The organism is Bacillus cereus group sp. MYBKT14-1 (assembly GCF_051915185.1).
In the GTDB taxonomy this organism is placed as follows: Bacteria; Bacillota; Bacilli; order Bacillales; family Bacillaceae_G; genus Bacillus_A; species Bacillus_A cereus.
Genome location: NZ_JBQAEF010000003.1, coordinates 195,055 through 211,622 on the forward strand (window position 1 = coordinate 195,055; position 16,568 = coordinate 211,622).

Here is a 16,568-nt window from a genome sequence, read left to right on the forward strand (position 1 = left end):
CTATTATAAAGAGAAAACTGTTAGAAATTGCATATATGTAACCAGTATTTAGAAGGGGAACGTTTTCATTTTTGGGAGGAAATGCCTAATACTCAAATTTTTAGATTTTTTACGATTTCTCGTTGACACTGTTAATACCCTATTGTATGCTAACAACGGGGATAGATGGTAGGGCTTTCAGTGACAAAATTACATCTATTCCGTGACGAAAATGTAAACTTTTTGTTTTGTATAGGATTTATGCAAAAAAATGAGTTATTATTAACACATCGTGAATGAGGGTTACATATTGGAGGGATGAATCCTTGCAAAAAAACGATCGCAGCCATATAAAAGCTTATGCTTTAATGTCAGGTATTCTTGCTCAATTAGTCGGTTCTATTCTTGTTGGAATCTTTGGTGGGCAGTGGATTGATAATAAGGTTGGAACGTTTCCGTTGTTTCTTATTATAGGGTTATTACTCGGACTAGGAACAGGGGTATACGCAATGATTCGACTCATTCGACATTACTATTCGGGAGAGCAATGATGATAGACGTACATGGACTTGTCCAAAGACAAAAGAAATATATGTACTACTTGCTTGCGCTTCTAGTGCTAGGATGGGGATTTACCTCTTACAAGGATGTATTTCTTGGACTGATTATCGGTACGATTTTCAGTTTTCTTAGTTTGCGCATCATTGCACGTAGAACAGACAAGCTGCTAGATCGCGTAACAAATGGAGAAAACGTGAAGTTCAAAGCAACAGCGGTAAGTACATATTCAAGATTCGCCACGATTGGGTTATTAATTTTATTTGCAGCCAAATATCAAGAGTTAATCGCGATGTGGGGCCTAGGTGTAGGATTGCTGACAGGATACCTTGTCATGATCATAGATTTTCTTTATTTAGAGTATAAGAGCAGGGAAGAGAGGTGAATTACTAGTGGAACACGGTAAATTAGTTGAATTTCTAGGTTTAACGTTCGATTTGTCATCAGTTATGATGGTTACTGTAGCAGCAGTTATTGTTTTCTTAATCGCTGTTATCGGAACTCGCAGCTTAGCTCTTCGCCCAACCGGGATGCAAAACTTCATGGAATGGGTGTTTGACTTCGTGAAAGGGATTATCAATAGTACGATGGACTGGAAAACAGGTGGACGTTTCTTAACGCTTGGCGTTACGCTTATCATGTTTATCATCGTATCGAACTTCCTTGGTTTACCATTCATGTATTCAGCAACTGAAGCTGGCGAACATATTGCATGGTGGAGATCACCAACGTCTGATCCAGCAGTTACATTAACATTAGCCGTGATGGTAGTTACCCTCACCCATTATTATGGAATTAAGATGAAGGGTACGAAAGAGTACGTAAAAGGTTATTTCCAACCTATGAAATTCTTATTCCCATTAAAGGTTATTGAGGAGTTTGCTAACACATTAACGTTAGGTCTTCGTTTATTTGGTAACATTTATGCAGGTGAGATCTTATTAGGATTACTTGCTAAGTTGGGCGGAGCATCAGTCCTTGGGGCATTAGGTGCGCTTGTACCAATGTTAGCGTGGATGGGATTCAGTGTATTCGTTGGATCAATCCAAGCATTTATTTTCGTTATGTTAACGATGGTTTATATGGCTCATAAAGTAAGCCATGACCATTAATATAATTTAAGTAAGAAAAAATTTATTTTTTTATAATACAAAGGAGGACAAATTAAATGAGTTTAGGTGTAATCGCAGCTGCAATTGCAATTGGTTTATCAGCATTAGGTGCAGGTATTGGTAACGGTCTTATCGTATCACGTACAATCGAAGGTGTTGCTCGTCAACCAGAATTAAAAGGCGCACTTCAAACAATTATGTTCATCGGGGTTGCTTTAGTTGAGGCACTTCCAATCATCGGTGTAGTTATTGCATTCATCGTAATGAACAAATAAGGGAGACTCCCCTTACATAGATGGCGAAGAGTGTTTTTCCGAACTTTCTTCGCCATTGCTTTATGAACGAAACGTATGTCTTTTTTTTTCATATGATCAATTTAGATATTTTGAAGGGAGTGAATCCTTGTGCCAACTTTATTATTAGGAGCTTCCATTCCATTTGGAACGATTGCTTATACATTGTTCATTTTCTTACTTCTATTAGTAATGCTACGCAAATTTGCGTGGGGTCCTTTAATGGGAATTATGAAAGAACGTGAAGAGCATGTTGCTAATGAAATCGACGCTGCAGAAAGAAATAATGCTGAAGCGAAGAAATTAGTAGAAGAACAACGTGAGATGTTAAAACAATCGCGTGTTGAAGCACAAGAGTTAATCGAAAGAGCGAAAAAGCAAGCTGTAGATCAAAAGGATGTTATTGTTGCTGCTGCGAAAGAAGAAGCAGAATCAATTAAAGCATCTGCTGTACAAGAAATTCAACGCGAAAAAGAGCAAGCAATTGCTGCTTTACAAGAACAAGTCGCTTCTTTATCTGTTCAAATTGCTTCTAAAGTAATTGAAAAAGAATTAAAAGAAGAAGATCAAGTGAAGTTAATTCGCGATTATATTAAAGAAGTAGGAGAAGCGCGATGAGCAATGGGATTGTAGCAAAACGTTATGCTGTCGCTCTTTTTAAAATTGCAAAAGAAAAACACGTATTAGAAATGTTTGAAGAGGAATTACGCCTTGTACAAAACGTTTATGTAAAGAACGGAGAACTACATAGCTTTTTAACGCAACCGAACATTTCAAAGGAACAAAAGAAAACGTTTCTTGCAAACGTATTCGGATCTGTTTCTGAATCTATTTTAAATACGTTATATATTTTAATTGATAACAAACGCATTGATATCTTACCTGAAATTGCAGATGAATATGTTGTTCTTGCTAATGAAGAACGTAATGTAGCGGATGCAACTGTATATTCTACTCGTCTTCTATCAGAAGAAGAGAAGCTTAACATTGCTGAAGCATTTGCAAAGAGAACGGGAAAAGATGCAATTCGCGTGAAAAATGTTGTAGATGAAGATTTACTAGGCGGAATTAAAGTACGTATTGGAAATCGCATTTATGACGGAAGTTTACAAGGAAAATTAGCACGTATTCAGCGTGAATTAATGAAGAATAGATAGGGGTGAAGCACATGAGCATCAGAGCTGAAGAAATTAGCGCACTGATAAAGCAACAAATCGAGAACTATCAGTCTGAAATCGAAGTTAGTGATGTTGGTACAGTTATCCAAGTTGGTGACGGTATCGCGCGTGCTCATGGTCTTGATAACGTTATGGCTGGTGAACTTGTAGAGTTCTCTAACGGCGTTATGGGACTAGCACAAAACTTAGAGGAAAACAACGTAGGTATTATCATTTTAGGACCTTACACAGAAATCCGTGAAGGTGACGAAGTTCGTCGTACTGGTCGCATCATGCAAGTACCAGTAGGAAAAGAACTAATTGGTCGTGTTGTAAACCCATTAGGTCAACCAGTTGATGGTTTAGGCCCAATCAATACAACAAACACTCGTCCAATCGAAAGTCCAGCACCAGGTGTAATGGATCGTAAATCTGTTCATGAGCCACTTCAAACAGGTATTAAAGCGATCGATGCTCTTGTACCAATTGGCCGTGGTCAACGTGAGTTAATCATTGGTGACCGTCAAACTGGTAAAACAGCAGTTGCACTTGATACAATCATTAACCAAAAAGATGAAGACATGATTTGTATCTACGTAGCAATTGGACAAAAAGAATCAACTGTACGTAACGTAGTAGAAACACTACGTAAGCACGGTGCATTAGAATACACAATCGTTGTAACTGCATCTGCTTCTCAACCAGCTCCATTACTATACCTAGCTCCTTACGCTGGTGTAACAATGGGTGAAGAGTTCATGTACAATGGTAAACACGTATTAGTAGTATATGATGACTTATCAAAACAAGCAGCGGCTTACCGTGAGCTGTCATTACTATTACGTCGTCCTCCAGGTCGTGAAGCTTACCCAGGGGATGTATTCTACTTACATTCTCGCTTATTAGAGCGTGCAGCAAAATTAAGTGATGCAAAAGGCGGCGGTTCTTTAACTGCACTACCTTTCATCGAAACACAAGCAGGGGACGTATCAGCATACATCCCAACAAACGTAATTTCTATTACGGATGGACAAATCTTCTTACAATCTGACCTATTCTTCTCTGGCGTACGTCCAGCGATCGATGCGGGTACTTCTGTATCTCGTGTAGGTGGATCTGCTCAGATTAAAGCAATGAGTAAAGTATCAGGTACACTTCGTCTTGACCTTGCATCTTACCGTGAGTTAGAAGCGTTCGCTCAGTTCGGTTCTGACCTTGATAAAGCAACTCAAGCGAAATTAAACCGTGGTGCTCGTACTGTTGAGGTATTAAAACAAGGATTACACAAACCGTTACGTGTAGAGAAACAAGTTATCATTCTTTACGCTTTAACACGTGGATTCCTAGATGATATCCCAGTAGTAGATATCACTCGTTTTGAAGAAGAATTCCATGCTTGGTTAGATTCTAATGCGACTGACTTATTAGAAGAAATCCGCACAACTAAGAAACTTGCGGATGACGACAAATTTGCAGCAGCAATCAATGGATTTAAAAAAGTATTCGTAGCTTCTGAATAATAATAAAAAGTGGAGCCGACTGTTCAGCCCCATCGGCTAAGGTTCTTTCTCACAGAAGGTGCTTTTTACCTTCTTGTGGGGAAGGTTCTTAGACGAAAGGGGCTAGGAGGCGGAACTAGATTAATAAAAGCGGAAGCGGCTCATTCAAGCCGCTGGAGCTAGATAGTATATATAAAAGGCATCTCGGGCTCTGAGATTGCTAAAGGTCATGTAAAGGAAAAGAGTAGGTGCACCTATTCTTTTCCTTCAATCATGAGCAAGAATATCTTGCAACGTAGATTAGGAAGAGGATTCTTACTAATCGTGCCAACTTCCGGAAAAAAGGTGGTGAAAACCTGTGGCATCTTTACGCGATATAAAAGCGAAGATTAACTCGACAAAGAAAACGAGTCAAATTACGAAAGCGATGGAGATGGTATCTGCATCTAAGTTAAACCGTGCAGAGCAAAATGCTAAATCTTTCGTTCCGTATATGGAAAAGATTCAAGAAGTAGTAGCGAGCATTGCGCAAGGAAGCAAAGGGATTAATCATCCAATGCTAAATGCGCGTCCTGTAAAGCGTACAGGATACATCGTTATTACGTCTGATCGCGGACTAGCAGGTGGTTATAACAGTAACGTATTACGTACAGTAAGTAACGTAATTCGTGAACGTCATAATATGGATTCAAACCAATATTCTATTATTGTGCTTGGACGACTAGGACGTGATTATTTAAAACGTCGCGGCTTTAACATTATTGATGAAGTAGTTGGATTATCTGACCACCCATCATTTACTGATATTAAAGACCTTGCTTCTCGAGCAATTGCGATGTTCGCAGATGGTGCTTATGATGAGCTGTACATTTACTACAACCATTACGTAAGTAAAATTTCACAAGAGGTAACGGAAAATAAAATTTTACCGCTTACTGATGTGGCGTCTGACAAACCGACGACAGCTTATGAATTCGAACCTTCTGAAGAAGAAATTTTAAAAGTACTATTGCCACAATACGCAGAAAGCTTAGTGTACGGTGCATTACTAGACGGTAAAGCAAGTGAGCACGCAGCGCGTATGACAGCAATGAAGAGTGCTACAGACAACGCAATGGAAGTTATCGATTCACTTACACTTTCATTCAACCGTGCGCGTCAGGCAGCGATTACGCAAGAAATTACGGAAATCGTTGGTGGAGCAGCAGCGTTAGAATAGTAATAAAAAGTGGAAGCGGCTCGTCCAGAACAGAAGGGCATTGGAGCTCCTGACGAAGAGGCGAAGTTTGCCTCGCAGGAAGGCGCGAAATGACCGACTGTTCTAGCCGCTGGAACTAGATTCAATAAAAAGCGGAAGCGGCTCTTTCAGGAGAGTCGCGTAAGCTAAACTAATAAAAAATTAAAAGCTAACTTCTCTGATAGAGGTAGCTAATTAAAAGAAAGCTAGGAGGGAACCCGATGAATAAAGGGCGCGTTACGCAAATCATGGGTCCGGTTGTAGACGTTAAGTTTGATGGCGGAAAGCTACCAGAAATCTACAATGCCCTTACGGTAAAACAAAGCAACGAAAACGGAAGCATGAACTTAACATTTGAAGTTGCACTTCATTTAGGTGATGATACAGTTCGTACAGTTGCGATGTCTTCCACAGATGGACTTGTTCGTGGCACAGAAGTAGAAGATACTGGTAAAGCAATCTCTGTACCAGTTGGTGATGCAACACTTGGACGTGTATTCAACGTATTAGGTGATGCAATTGACTTAGATGGTGAACTTCCTGCGGATGTACACCGTGATCCAATTCACCGTCAAGCACCTGCATTCGAAGAATTATCTACTAAAGTAGAAATTCTTGAAACTGGTATTAAAGTAGTAGACTTACTTGCTCCTTACATTAAGGGTGGTAAGATCGGCCTATTCGGTGGTGCCGGCGTAGGTAAAACAGTATTAATTCAGGAGTTAATCAATAACATCGCACAAGAGCACGGTGGTATCTCTGTATTCGCTGGTGTAGGTGAGCGTACTCGTGAGGGTAATGACTTATACCACGAAATGAGCGATTCTGGCGTAATCAAGAAAACTGCGATGGTATTCGGACAAATGAACGAGCCACCTGGAGCACGTCAACGTGTTGCATTAACAGGTTTAACAATGGCTGAGCATTTCCGTGATGAGCAAGGACAAGACGTACTTCTGTTCATCGATAACATCTTCCGTTTCACGCAAGCGGGTTCTGAAGTATCTGCCCTTCTTGGTCGTATGCCATCTGCGGTAGGTTACCAACCAACACTTGCAACAGAAATGGGTCAATTACAAGAGCGTATTACATCTACAAATAAAGGGTCTATCACGTCTATCCAAGCGGTATATGTACCAGCCGATGACTATACTGACCCAGCACCAGCTACAACGTTCGCTCACTTAGATGCAACAACAAACTTAGAGCGTCGTTTAACGCAAATGGGTATTTACCCAGCCGTAGATCCATTAGCATCTACATCTCGTGCACTTTCTCCAGAAATCGTAGGAGAAGAGCATTATGAAGTAGCTCGTCAAGTACAGCAAACTTTACAACGTTATAAAGAGCTTCAAGATATCATCGCTATCTTAGGTATGGATGAGTTATCTGAAGAAGATAAGTTAGTTGTACATCGTGCTCGTCGTATTCAATTCTTCTTATCTCAAAACTTCCACGTAGCTGAGCAGTTTACAGGTCAAAAAGGTTCTTACGTACCTGTAAAGAATACAGTTAGTGGTTTCAAAGAAATTCTAGAAGGAAAATATGATGACCTTCCAGAAGATGCATTCCGCTTAGTAGGTGGCATTGAAGAAGTTATTGAAAACGCGAAGAAAATGATGGCGTAAGGCCTTAGGAGGGACGAAGTATGAAGACATTTCCAGTCAGTATTGTAACTCCTGATGGACCGGTTTACGAAAAAGAAGTAGAAATGGTAAGTGTAAAAGCAGAGAGTGGGGAAATGGGGATCTTACCAGGTCACATTCCAACTGTTGCACCATTAAAAATTAGTGCAGTTCGTCTGAAAAATGGTGGACACACTGATTATGTAGCAGTAAGCGGTGGCTTTATCGAAGTTCGTCCAGATAAAGTGACTGTATTATCATCATCTGCTGAAGAAGCAAACCATATCGATATCCATCGTGCAAATGAAGCGAAGCGTCGCGCTGAGCAACGTCTGCAAGATAAACAAGCACATGTTGACTTTAAACGTGCAGAAATGGCATTACAACGTGCTGTGAACCGTTTGAACGTTTCCGATATGAAGTAAAAAAATCCGTAAGGGCTTTGCCTTTACGGATTTTTTTTTGTGTATTTTATGGATAATTTTACAAAACTGGTATAATTATATTGATGCTTGTATAAGTAGAAGTGTACAACAATTTATATTTCATAAAGGGGATGGATCAATGATTGGTGAAATGAAGCGAGAAGCATTGTACTCTTTAAAGGGAAAATGGGGACTAGGTGTTGGATCAACAATTTTATATTTTATTTTAAGTTATGTTGTTTCGCTGGCTGCAATGCTTATACTATTAATTCCAGGAATTATTATATTTCTCTCAGTTGTAAGCTTAACTGGATCATTTGAAGAGGAAACGATGTCAATTGGAGCAGGTATTACCTTTGGAATTTTCTATTGCATTATGATAATTTTGAGTAACGCATCGTATGGGATTACGTCATATGGTTATACAAATGTATTTTTACAGATTAGTAAACGAGAAGATGCTAAAGTAGATTACTTATTCGAAGGATTTCGTGGCTTTAAAAGAATGATGAAAACAATGTGGGCAATGCTTGCGATTTTGTTATATACAGGTACATGGATTCCGATGCTGTTAATAGGCTTATTTGCATTGTTAGGTGAAGAAGGGAATACGTCATTTGCAATAGCTTTCTTCGTACTATTAGCAATTTCAATTGTTGGTATGATTGTGATGTATTTTTCTTATGCACTGACGTACTATGTGATGATTGAAAATCCAGAATATAGTGTTTCGCAGGCGATGAAGGAAAGTAAGAATCTTATGAAGGGTCATAAGTTAGATTTGTTTCTTTTATGGCTGAGCTTCATAGGATGGGCTATTTTAGCGCTTCTTACTTTTGGAATAGGATTTCTTTGGCTTAGTCCGTATATGAGTACGACGACAGCACACTTTTATCGCTACATTTCAAAAGGTGAATTTCAATAGGAACATGCTATACTAATAGAATTATTGTGTATAGGAGGCGAGGCTACGCATGATTAGTGATTTAAAAGGAGAAGCACTAGATTCATTAGAAGGAAAATGGGGATTAGCTGTTGGAGCTACACTACTCATTTCAATTCTTATCACGGCTTTTAGTTTTAGTGTTGATTGGGGATTTTCTTTAATTTTCGGTTGGCAAAAAACAAATGGTTCACTTTCAACGAATATTCTTACATTTTTTGTTACTGGACCGTTAACTTTAGGTGGATATTACCTTGGTTTAAATATCCTTCGTGAAAAGCAAGCTAGTATTGGTAATGTATTCATTTGGTTTTCAGAGGGAAAGAGATTTCTAAAATCATTTTTATTATATTTATTAGTAAATCTTTATCTTTTCTTATGGACGTTATTGTTCATTATTCCAGGTATTATTAAATCATTTTCTTATGCGATGACGTACTTTATTATAAACGATCATCCTGAGTATTCACTGAACCAAGCTATTACAGAAAGTCGTCGTATGATGGATGGACATAAGATGGAGTATTTCATTTTATGTTTAAGTTTTATTGGCTGGTTTATATTAAGTTGTATTACGTTAGGGATTGGATTCTTATGGTTAATTCCATATTTCTATACGACATCTGCAGCTTTTTACGAAGAGATTGCAGAAGAATATTATGAGAAAAAAATTTAGCACTATAAAACCCCCAGTATGAATTATTTGTTCATACTGGGGGTTTTTTGTAGAAATTTTATAAATTGATTACTAGTAAGTGGTTTACTGAAATAGTAACCTTGCATATATTTACAGTTATGTTTTTGCAGAAACTTAAGCTGTTTTTCGGTTTCAATTCCTTCGGCAACGACTGAAAGATTTAAAGTGTTTGCGAGGGAAAGTATTGTAGAAACGATGGCTCGTTCTTCAGGACGATGATCAGCTAATTGTGTAAATTCTCTCGGTACTTTTAATGTGTCGATTGGAAAAATTGATAAATAAGCAAGAGAAGAATACCCAGTACCGAAGTCATCAATGGAAGTTTGGATACCGTACTCTTTTAATTGCTTCAGTCTCAATAATGTTTCTTTCTCGTCAATCATTGCAATTCTTTCTGTTAACTCAAGGGTTACATATTTTGGGTCGACTTGCACGTCGTTTAATATTTGTGAAATGTTTTCGATTAATTGATCTTGCCGGAATTCTTTTGCGGATAAATTAACACTTATTTTTAAATTTTGGTAGCCAAAGGTATGCCATATTTTTAATTGGAGACAAGCTTCTTGTAATACCCAATGTCCAAGTGGGACTACTTGTGGCGTCTCTTCTACAATTGGAATAAACTCACATGGTGAAATGTCACCTAATAGCGGGTGTTTCCATCGTATTAAAGCTTCAGCACCGATAATTTTATTTGTTGTCGTATCAATTTGTGGTTGATAAACGAGATAAAATTCTTTGTTTACTAAAGCGATTGGCAAATCTTTTTCAATTCGAGCTTTTCGTTCCATTTTTTTATATAGTTCTTTCGTGTAAAGAGAGCTACCGTTTTTTCCTTTATTCTTTGCTTCGTACATGGCCATATCAGCATGCTGCAAAATGGATAGCGGATCTTCACCTGCTTCAGGATATATTGCAATTCCGATGCTCGGTGAGATTTGTAAATGTTGATTTTCGATTTCAAATGGCTCATTCATGACCGCCACAATCCTATCAGCTATTTTTTGGACATCTGGCTTTTTTTTGTAATTCTCGATAAGGATTGTGAACTCATCCCCAGCTAGCCGCGCGAGTTTCATATTTGATGTTGCTATTATTTCGAGCCTTTTTGCTACTGCGATGAGCAATAGGTCTCCTACTCGATGACCGAGGGTATCATTAATAACTTTAAAACGGTCTAGGTCGAGAAACATAACAGCAAAAGGCTTTTTCGATATTTTTGCTCGCGCAATTGCCTGTTCTAAATGTTGATGAAATGCACGTCGATTTGCAAGCTCTGTTAAAGTATCATGGTATGCTAGGAAATTAATTTGCTCTTGTTGTTGTTTGCTTTCCGTAATATCTTTAATCATTAAATAAACCCCAGAAATTTTCTCCTTTAAAAAGATCGGTACGGCGGTAACGTGCAAGTAGTAAATATCTCTGTTTTTATGGTAAGCCCGTATTTCTAAAGAAATAGAATATCCCTTTTTCACGCGATGAAAGGCGTTAATCATTTCTTCTAAATCTTCTTCGTATATGAGTGAGTAGTAAGGCTGGTTTAATAATTCATTCGTTTGATAACCGAGTAAAGTAGTACCAGCGTTATTTACTTTGAGAAAATTACCGTACAAATCTAATGTGAAGATTGGATCTGGATGATGCTCGTATAAAGATTTAAACATTTGTTGATTATGGTAGAGTTCATTTTTCTGTTCTACTAAATCTTCTGTACGTAGTTTAATTTGTTTCTCGAGTTCTGAGTTGAATTGCATTTGAGCGATCAATAATATTTTATTTTGTTTTCGAACTAAACTATGACGTATGAGAACGAAAGAAAAAGTTATTATAAGTCCGATTACTATAATAGGCGCAAAAACGTATTCAACTAATATAAAAACAATAAGCATTACTACCGAAATATACGGTAATGATAATCGGATTGATTCGCCAATTTTAGGTGTTAGTAGTACTTGTTCTTGTTTTTCAGGCTTTTTTGTATGGAGAATACAGGCGATTGCTACTAGTACTAAGGTTACTTGATAGAAAGGAGTAACTGTAAACATAGAATACTCTGGTATGAAGTATTTTATATAAGCATAAATCGCATCTGTAGTAGCATATAAAATTAAAGCACTGCCAAGAAGTGCACCGACCTTTTTAGGTAATAAGGATAGTGGTTTGAATAAAAGGTTGATTCCTATTAAGAAAAAGAGTAAATCAGCCATTGGATAGGTAAGTTGAACAAATATGTCGATATAGGATGTTGTAAAGATGTGAATAGTTCGTTCAATAAGTAAGTAGTAACTTAAAGTAAATTGGGCTGTAACGATAATACAAATATCACATAGCATAAAAAGTTTTTCTAATAAATCTCGGTTATAAATGATTTCGTATAGAAAGGCAAACGTAAAGCTAACTAAAAAAAGTAAGTAAAAAAAGTCAGATGGATCAACGAACGTATAGAAGTCCTTTACAATTAAACGCTGATAGGCAACGACTATATCACCGATAAAATAAGAGAGAGCTCCAACAGATAATATGATCCAAAATAAACGAGATAGCCCTTCTTTCATGTTTGAAAAATAAAGTATATAACTACAAGCGATAATATCAATTAATAGGGTGCTCGTTCCGATTAATAGCTGAAAAGGAAATGAGTATTCATATACAAAAGGCATTGCTACATAGTGAAGCGTTATAGACAGCAATACAATGCTTATAAGAATACTTACATGTGTTTGTTTTTTCATTTATATCACCTACGGTTTCTTGAAAAGCATATATAAGTTTTATATTTATTTTGCACAATTATAGCAAGTTGTAAAGATAGATTTTAATAATTCTTGTTTCTGTCTCCCAACATATCGACATAGGAATTTGAAGTTTGCTATAATGATTAGAATAGTTGCATTATTTAGAAGAATTTAAAAATAATAATTACTGCAACTAGGACATATTGTTTACTATGTGAACTTGTTCTTAATTTAGGGGGGAGGGTTTCACAATGGCAAGTGTATATGAAAATAGTTATATGATCGTTTTGATTTTCTTGCTATTAGGTATATTGCTGCCGGTAGTGGCTCTTACATTAGGAAGGATGCTGCGCCCAAATAAACCAAGTGCAGCAAAGGCGACGACGTATGAGAGTGGAATTGAGCCTTTTCATGATGCAAATATTCGGTTTCATGCTCGTTATTATATTTTCGCTTTATTGTTTGTGATCTTTGATGTAGAAACTTTATTTTTATATCCTTGGGCTGTTGCGTATGACAAGCTAGGTTTATTTGCATTAATTGAAATGCTCATCTTTGTTGTAATGTTGCTAGTTGGATTAGCGTATGCTTGGAAAAAGAAGGTGTTACAATGGTTATAAATTTTGAGGAATTACATCCAAATGAGCGAGCAGAATTAGAACGAAATATCTTTTTTTCTACATTGGAACAGTTGAAAGGATGGGCGAGGAGCAACTCTTTATGGCCGATGACATTCGGACTGGCATGCTGTGCAATTGAAATGATGGGGGTAGGCTCATCACATTACGATTTAGATCGATTTGGGTCATTTTTTCGAACTTCACCAAGGCAATCGGACGTCATGATTGTATCGGGAACAGTAACGAAGAAGATGGCTCCTATTGTTCGGCGTTTATATGATCAAATGCCCGAACCGAAATGGGTTATTGCGATGGGATCTTGTGCGACAGCAGGTGGTCCGTATGTAAATTCATATGCTGTTGTGAAAGGTGTAGACCAAATCGTACCAGTTGATGTGTATATTCCTGGTTGTCCCCCAAATCCAGCTGCTTTAATCTATGGAATTAATAAATTAAAAGAGAAAATTCGTTACGAGGCAAAGACCGGAAAGCAGGTGACGAATAAATGAGTAATCCAAATAAAGATTTAGAGGATCTGAAAAAAGAAGCAGCTAGGCGTGCGAAAGAAGAAGCGAGAAAACGCCTTGTAGCGAAACACAAGGCGGAAATAAGTGAACTTGAGGAGGAAGATCAAGAAAAAGAGAAAGCGCTACCAAAAAATGATGATATTACTATAGAAGAAGCAAAACGACGTGCAGCAGCAGCCGCAAAAGCAAAAGCGGCAGCATTAGCAAAGCAGAAAAGAGAAGGGACAGAAGAAGTAACGGAAGAAGAAAAAGCGAAGGCGAAGGCAGCAGCAGCCGCAAAAGCAAAAGCGGCAGCATTAGCGAAGCAGAAAAGAGAAGGGACAGAAGAAGTAACGGAAGAAGAAAAAGCGAAAGCCAAGGCAAAAGCGGTGGCGGCGGCAAAGGCAAAAGCGGCAGCATTGGCGAAGCAGAAAGCCTCGCAAGGTGATGGGGATTCGGGAGATGAAAAGGCAAAGGCAATTGCAGCGGCAAAAGCGAAAGCAGCAGCGGCTGCAAGAGCGAAGACAAAGGGAGCTGAAGGTAAGAAAGAGGATGACCCGAAGCAGGAAGAACCGTCCGTAAATCAGCCGTATTTAAATCAGTATGTTGAGGCTATTAGGGAGAAGTTAGGAGAGGGTGCATTAGTAGATTCCTACATTAATAAACTGTCAAAGGATGTGCCAACTCTTGTGGTGGATCCCGAAAAGTATTATGAAGTGATGGAGTCACTGCGATTCCATGAGGGACTTGCTTTTGATTATATGTCAGAGCTACATGCGACGGATTTTGTGACACATATGGAAGTGTATGTTCATTTGTTTTCATATGGCAAGAAACAATCGGTAGCGGTGAAGGTAAAGCTAGACCGGGAAGCGCCGCAAGTCGAATCTGTGACAGCGCTTTGGAAAGGAGCTGACTGGCCGGAGCGAGAAGCATACGATTTGCTCGGCATTGTATTTAAAGGGCATCCGAATTTAACGCGTATTTTAATGCCAGATGATTGGGTAGGATATCCGCTTAGAAAAGACTATGAAACGTATGATGTGGAGGTGTAGCTATGATCCGCACGGAAGAGATGCTTTTGAATGTAGGACCTCAGCATCCGAGTACACATGGTGTGTTCAGGCTCGTAATTAAGATTGACGGGGAAATTATTAAAGAAGCTACACCTGTTATTGGATATTTGCATCGCGGGACCGAAAAGATCGCTGAGAGCTTACAGTATACGCAAATTATCCCTTATACAGATCGAATGGACTATTTATCAGCCATGACGAATAATTACGTCATTTGCCATGCTGTGGAGACGATGATGGGGCTTGAAATTCCGGAGCGTGCCGAATACTTGCGAGTACTTGCGATGGAGTTAGGAAGAATTGCGAGTCATCTCGTTTGGTGGGGGACGAATCTTCTTGATATAGGAGCGGTCAGCCCGTTTTTGTACGCGTTTCGTGAACGAGAGATGATTATAAATTTATTAAATGAATTATGCGGGGCACGGCTTACTTTTAACTATATGAGAGTTGGTGGTGTGAAGTGGGATGCGCCAGATGGTTGGATTGAAAAGGTGGAAGAGTTTGTTCCGTATATGAGGGAGCAATTAGCAGGTTATCATGATCTTGTTAGCGGTAATGAGATTTTCTTAAATCGTGTGAAAGGCGTTGGTATATATAGCGCGGAAGAAGCGATCTCGTATTCTTTAAGCGGAGCAAATTTGCGGTGCACTGGAGTAAACTGGGATCTTCGCAAAGATGAGCCGTATTCGATTTATGATCGTTTTGATTTTGATATTCCTGTTGGAAGCGTGGGAGATGCTTGGGATCGCTACGTTTGCCGAATGCAAGAAATCGAGGAGTCTTTAAAGATTGTTGAGCAAGCGGTTAAGCAGTTCCCGAAAGATGGAGCTGTGCTGGCAAAAGTACCGAAAATTATTAAGGCACCTAAGGGAGAAGCATTTGTACGTATCGAATCGCCGCGCGGAGAGATTGGTTGTTATATCGCAAGTGACGGAAAGAAAGAGCCGTACCGTTTGAAGTTTCGTAGGCCATCTTTTTATAACTTGCAAATTTTACCGAAGTTATTGAAAGGTGAAAACATCGCTAATTTAATTACGATTTTAGGTGGAGTTGATATTGTACTCGGGGAGGTTGATGGCTAATGATTGAGGCGCTCTTACAATCACCTTCAAGCTGGACGAATTTCTTCATTTTTTTCGGATTAGCGGTACTTCTACTATTTGCAGTCCTTGGCTTCGTTACATATGGAATTTTGGCAGAACGGAAAGTGATGGGGTTTATGCAAGGGCGGATTGGACCAAACCAGGTTGGAGGCCGATTCGGTTTACTGCAAACGGTAGCTGATGTTTTAAAACTATTATTGAAAGAAGATAGTATTCCGAAAGCAGCAGATAAACCGCTGTTTATATTAGCGCCTGTCATTGCATTTGCACCAGCATTTATGGTGCTTGCGGTTATCCCGTTCACTGATAAATTTCAATTTACAGATATTGGAGTCGGGCTACTTTATTATATTGCTGTTTCCGGTATTACGACGATAGGTGTTGTAACTGGGGGATGGGCATCGAATAATAAATATTCCCTTTTAGGAGGGATGCGTGCGGCGGCGCAAATGATTTCTTATGAGATTCCGCTCGTAATGAGTGTAATTGGTATCGTTTTGCTAGCTGGTAGCCTGAATTTAAATGAGATTGTAGCGGCGCAGGAGAAGGTCTGGTACATTTTCGTACAGCCAATTGGATTCGTCGTTTTCTTAATCGCAGCAGTTGCAGAGTTAAATAGGACGCCATTCGATTTGCCGGAAGCGGAGTCAGAACTTGTTTCTGGATATCATACGGAATACTCAGGTTTTCGCTGGGCGTTTTTCATGCTTTCAGAGTACGTATATTTCTTCGGGATGGCATCGTTAATTACAGTGCTCTTTTTAGGCGGATGGAATCCAGTCATGTTTCTTGGATTTATCCCAGGTGCCGTATGGTTTGCTTTGAAATTTAGCAGTGTAGTCTTTCTATTAATTTGGTTCCGCGTTACGTTCCCGCGTATAAGAGGTGACCAGTTAATGGAGTTTGGATGGAAAGTATTATTGCCGATTGCACTTGCAAATATTTTCTTAACGGCATTGATTAAGGAGTTATTCTTCTAATCTATGAGGGGGGTGCCAGTAAG

Annotated in this window: 19 protein-coding genes; 18 read left to right on the top strand and 1 reads right to left on the bottom strand. The window is 38.8% G+C overall.

Going from position 1 to position 16,568, the window contains the following annotated elements; genetic code table 11:
- Positions 1-165 precede the first annotated feature (165 nt).
- The 13 genes from ACTFO4_RS10925 (at position 166) to ACTFO4_RS10985 (ending at position 9,504) form a co-directional block, all read left to right on the top strand.
- On the top strand, positions 166-279 hold the full coding sequence (locus ACTFO4_RS10925; protein ID WP_000232962.1) for a DUF4024 domain-containing protein: 114 nt from the start codon (positions 166-168) through the stop codon (positions 277-279).
- Between the two features lie 26 nt (positions 280-305).
- Complete coding sequence (locus ACTFO4_RS10930; protein WP_001171223.1) at positions 306-530, top strand: AtpZ/AtpI family protein; 225 nt, start codon at positions 306-308, stop codon at positions 528-530.
- Positions 530-922 carry an ATP synthase subunit I gene (locus tag ACTFO4_RS10935; protein ID WP_000567600.1) on the top strand — a complete coding sequence of 131 codons (393 nt, stop codon included), beginning with the start codon at positions 530-532 and terminating at the stop codon, positions 920-922. The genes ACTFO4_RS10930 and ACTFO4_RS10935 overlap by 1 nt, the downstream gene beginning before the upstream one ends.
- Before the next feature lie 7 nt (positions 923-929).
- Positions 930-1,649, top strand: coding sequence for a F0F1 ATP synthase subunit A (gene atpB / locus ACTFO4_RS10940; protein ID WP_000399871.1), 720 nt, complete (start codon positions 930-932; stop codon positions 1,647-1,649).
- A gap of 56 nt (positions 1,650-1,705) precedes the next feature.
- Complete coding sequence (gene atpE / locus ACTFO4_RS10945) at positions 1,706-1,924, top strand: F0F1 ATP synthase subunit C (protein WP_000052064.1); 219 nt, start codon at positions 1,706-1,708, stop codon at positions 1,922-1,924.
- A 129-nt stretch (positions 1,925-2,053) separates the two neighbouring features.
- Positions 2,054-2,560, top strand: a complete 507-nt coding sequence (gene atpF, locus ACTFO4_RS10950) for a F0F1 ATP synthase subunit B (protein WP_001142624.1) — start codon at positions 2,054-2,056, stop codon at positions 2,558-2,560.
- Positions 2,557-3,099: a F0F1 ATP synthase subunit delta gene (gene atpH, locus ACTFO4_RS10955; protein ID WP_000064683.1), complete on the top strand. Its 543-nt coding sequence runs from the start codon at positions 2,557-2,559 to the stop codon at positions 3,097-3,099. The genes atpF and atpH overlap by 4 nt, the downstream gene beginning before the upstream one ends.
- A gap of 11 nt (positions 3,100-3,110) precedes the next feature.
- Positions 3,111-4,619, top strand: coding sequence for a F0F1 ATP synthase subunit alpha (gene atpA / locus ACTFO4_RS10960; protein ID WP_000027518.1), 1,509 nt, complete (start codon positions 3,111-3,113; stop codon positions 4,617-4,619).
- 337 nt (positions 4,620-4,956) lie between these two features.
- The gene (gene atpG / locus ACTFO4_RS10965) at positions 4,957-5,817 is read left to right on the top strand and encodes a F0F1 ATP synthase subunit gamma (RefSeq protein WP_000157696.1); all 861 of its coding nucleotides are present in this window, start codon (positions 4,957-4,959) and stop codon (positions 5,815-5,817) included.
- Positions 5,818-6,056: 239 nt separating this feature from the next.
- Positions 6,057-7,463, top strand: coding sequence for a F0F1 ATP synthase subunit beta (gene atpD / locus ACTFO4_RS10970; protein WP_001032595.1), 1,407 nt, complete (start codon positions 6,057-6,059; stop codon positions 7,461-7,463).
- A 20-nt stretch (positions 7,464-7,483) separates the two neighbouring features.
- Positions 7,484-7,885, top strand: a complete 402-nt coding sequence (atpC, locus tag ACTFO4_RS10975; protein ID WP_000847211.1) for a F0F1 ATP synthase subunit epsilon — start codon at positions 7,484-7,486, stop codon at positions 7,883-7,885.
- Positions 7,886-8,024: 139 nt separating this feature from the next.
- Positions 8,025-8,810 carry a DUF975 family protein gene (locus ACTFO4_RS10980; RefSeq protein ID WP_000578820.1) on the top strand — a complete coding sequence of 262 codons (786 nt, stop codon included), beginning with the start codon at positions 8,025-8,027 and terminating at the stop codon, positions 8,808-8,810.
- Positions 8,811-8,859: 49 nt separating this feature from the next.
- Complete coding sequence (locus ACTFO4_RS10985; protein WP_000622466.1) at positions 8,860-9,504, top strand: DUF975 family protein; 645 nt, start codon at positions 8,860-8,862, stop codon at positions 9,502-9,504.
- 23 nt (positions 9,505-9,527) lie between these two features.
- Here the strand turns inward: ACTFO4_RS10985 and ACTFO4_RS10990 are convergent, their stop codons facing one another.
- Positions 9,528-12,257: an EAL domain-containing protein gene (locus ACTFO4_RS10990; protein WP_326234514.1), complete on the bottom strand. Its 2,730-nt coding sequence runs from the start codon at positions 12,255-12,257 to the stop codon at positions 9,528-9,530.
- Between the two features lie 254 nt (positions 12,258-12,511).
- Here ACTFO4_RS10990 and nuoA point away from each other — a divergent pair, with 254 nt between their 5' ends.
- Genes nuoA through nuoH form a run of 5 tightly spaced genes read left to right on the top strand, consistent with a single transcriptional unit; the run spans position 12,512 to position 16,545 of the window.
- Positions 12,512-12,880 (top strand): NADH-quinone oxidoreductase subunit NuoA, encoded by a 369-nt coding sequence (gene nuoA, locus ACTFO4_RS10995; RefSeq protein WP_000179273.1) that lies wholly within the window; start codon positions 12,512-12,514, stop codon positions 12,878-12,880.
- Positions 12,871-13,389 carry an NADH-quinone oxidoreductase subunit NuoB gene (gene nuoB / locus ACTFO4_RS11000; protein WP_000236331.1) on the top strand — a complete coding sequence of 173 codons (519 nt, stop codon included), beginning with the start codon at positions 12,871-12,873 and terminating at the stop codon, positions 13,387-13,389. Before nuoA ends, nuoB begins: the two co-directional genes overlap by 10 nt.
- Complete coding sequence (locus tag ACTFO4_RS11005; protein WP_440013660.1) at positions 13,386-14,441, top strand: NADH-quinone oxidoreductase subunit C; 1,056 nt, start codon at positions 13,386-13,388, stop codon at positions 14,439-14,441. The genes nuoB and ACTFO4_RS11005 overlap by 4 nt, the downstream gene beginning before the upstream one ends.
- Positions 14,442-14,443: 2 nt before the next feature.
- A complete protein-coding gene (gene nuoD / locus ACTFO4_RS11010) occupies positions 14,444-15,544 on the top strand; it encodes an NADH-quinone oxidoreductase subunit NuoD (RefSeq protein ID WP_069604047.1) in 1,101 nt (366 codons plus the stop codon).
- Positions 15,544-16,545 carry an NADH-quinone oxidoreductase subunit NuoH gene (nuoH, locus tag ACTFO4_RS11015; RefSeq protein WP_088361757.1) on the top strand — a complete coding sequence of 334 codons (1,002 nt, stop codon included), beginning with the start codon at positions 15,544-15,546 and terminating at the stop codon, positions 16,543-16,545. The genes nuoD and nuoH overlap by 1 nt, the downstream gene beginning before the upstream one ends.
- Positions 16,546-16,568: the final 23 nt, after the last annotated feature.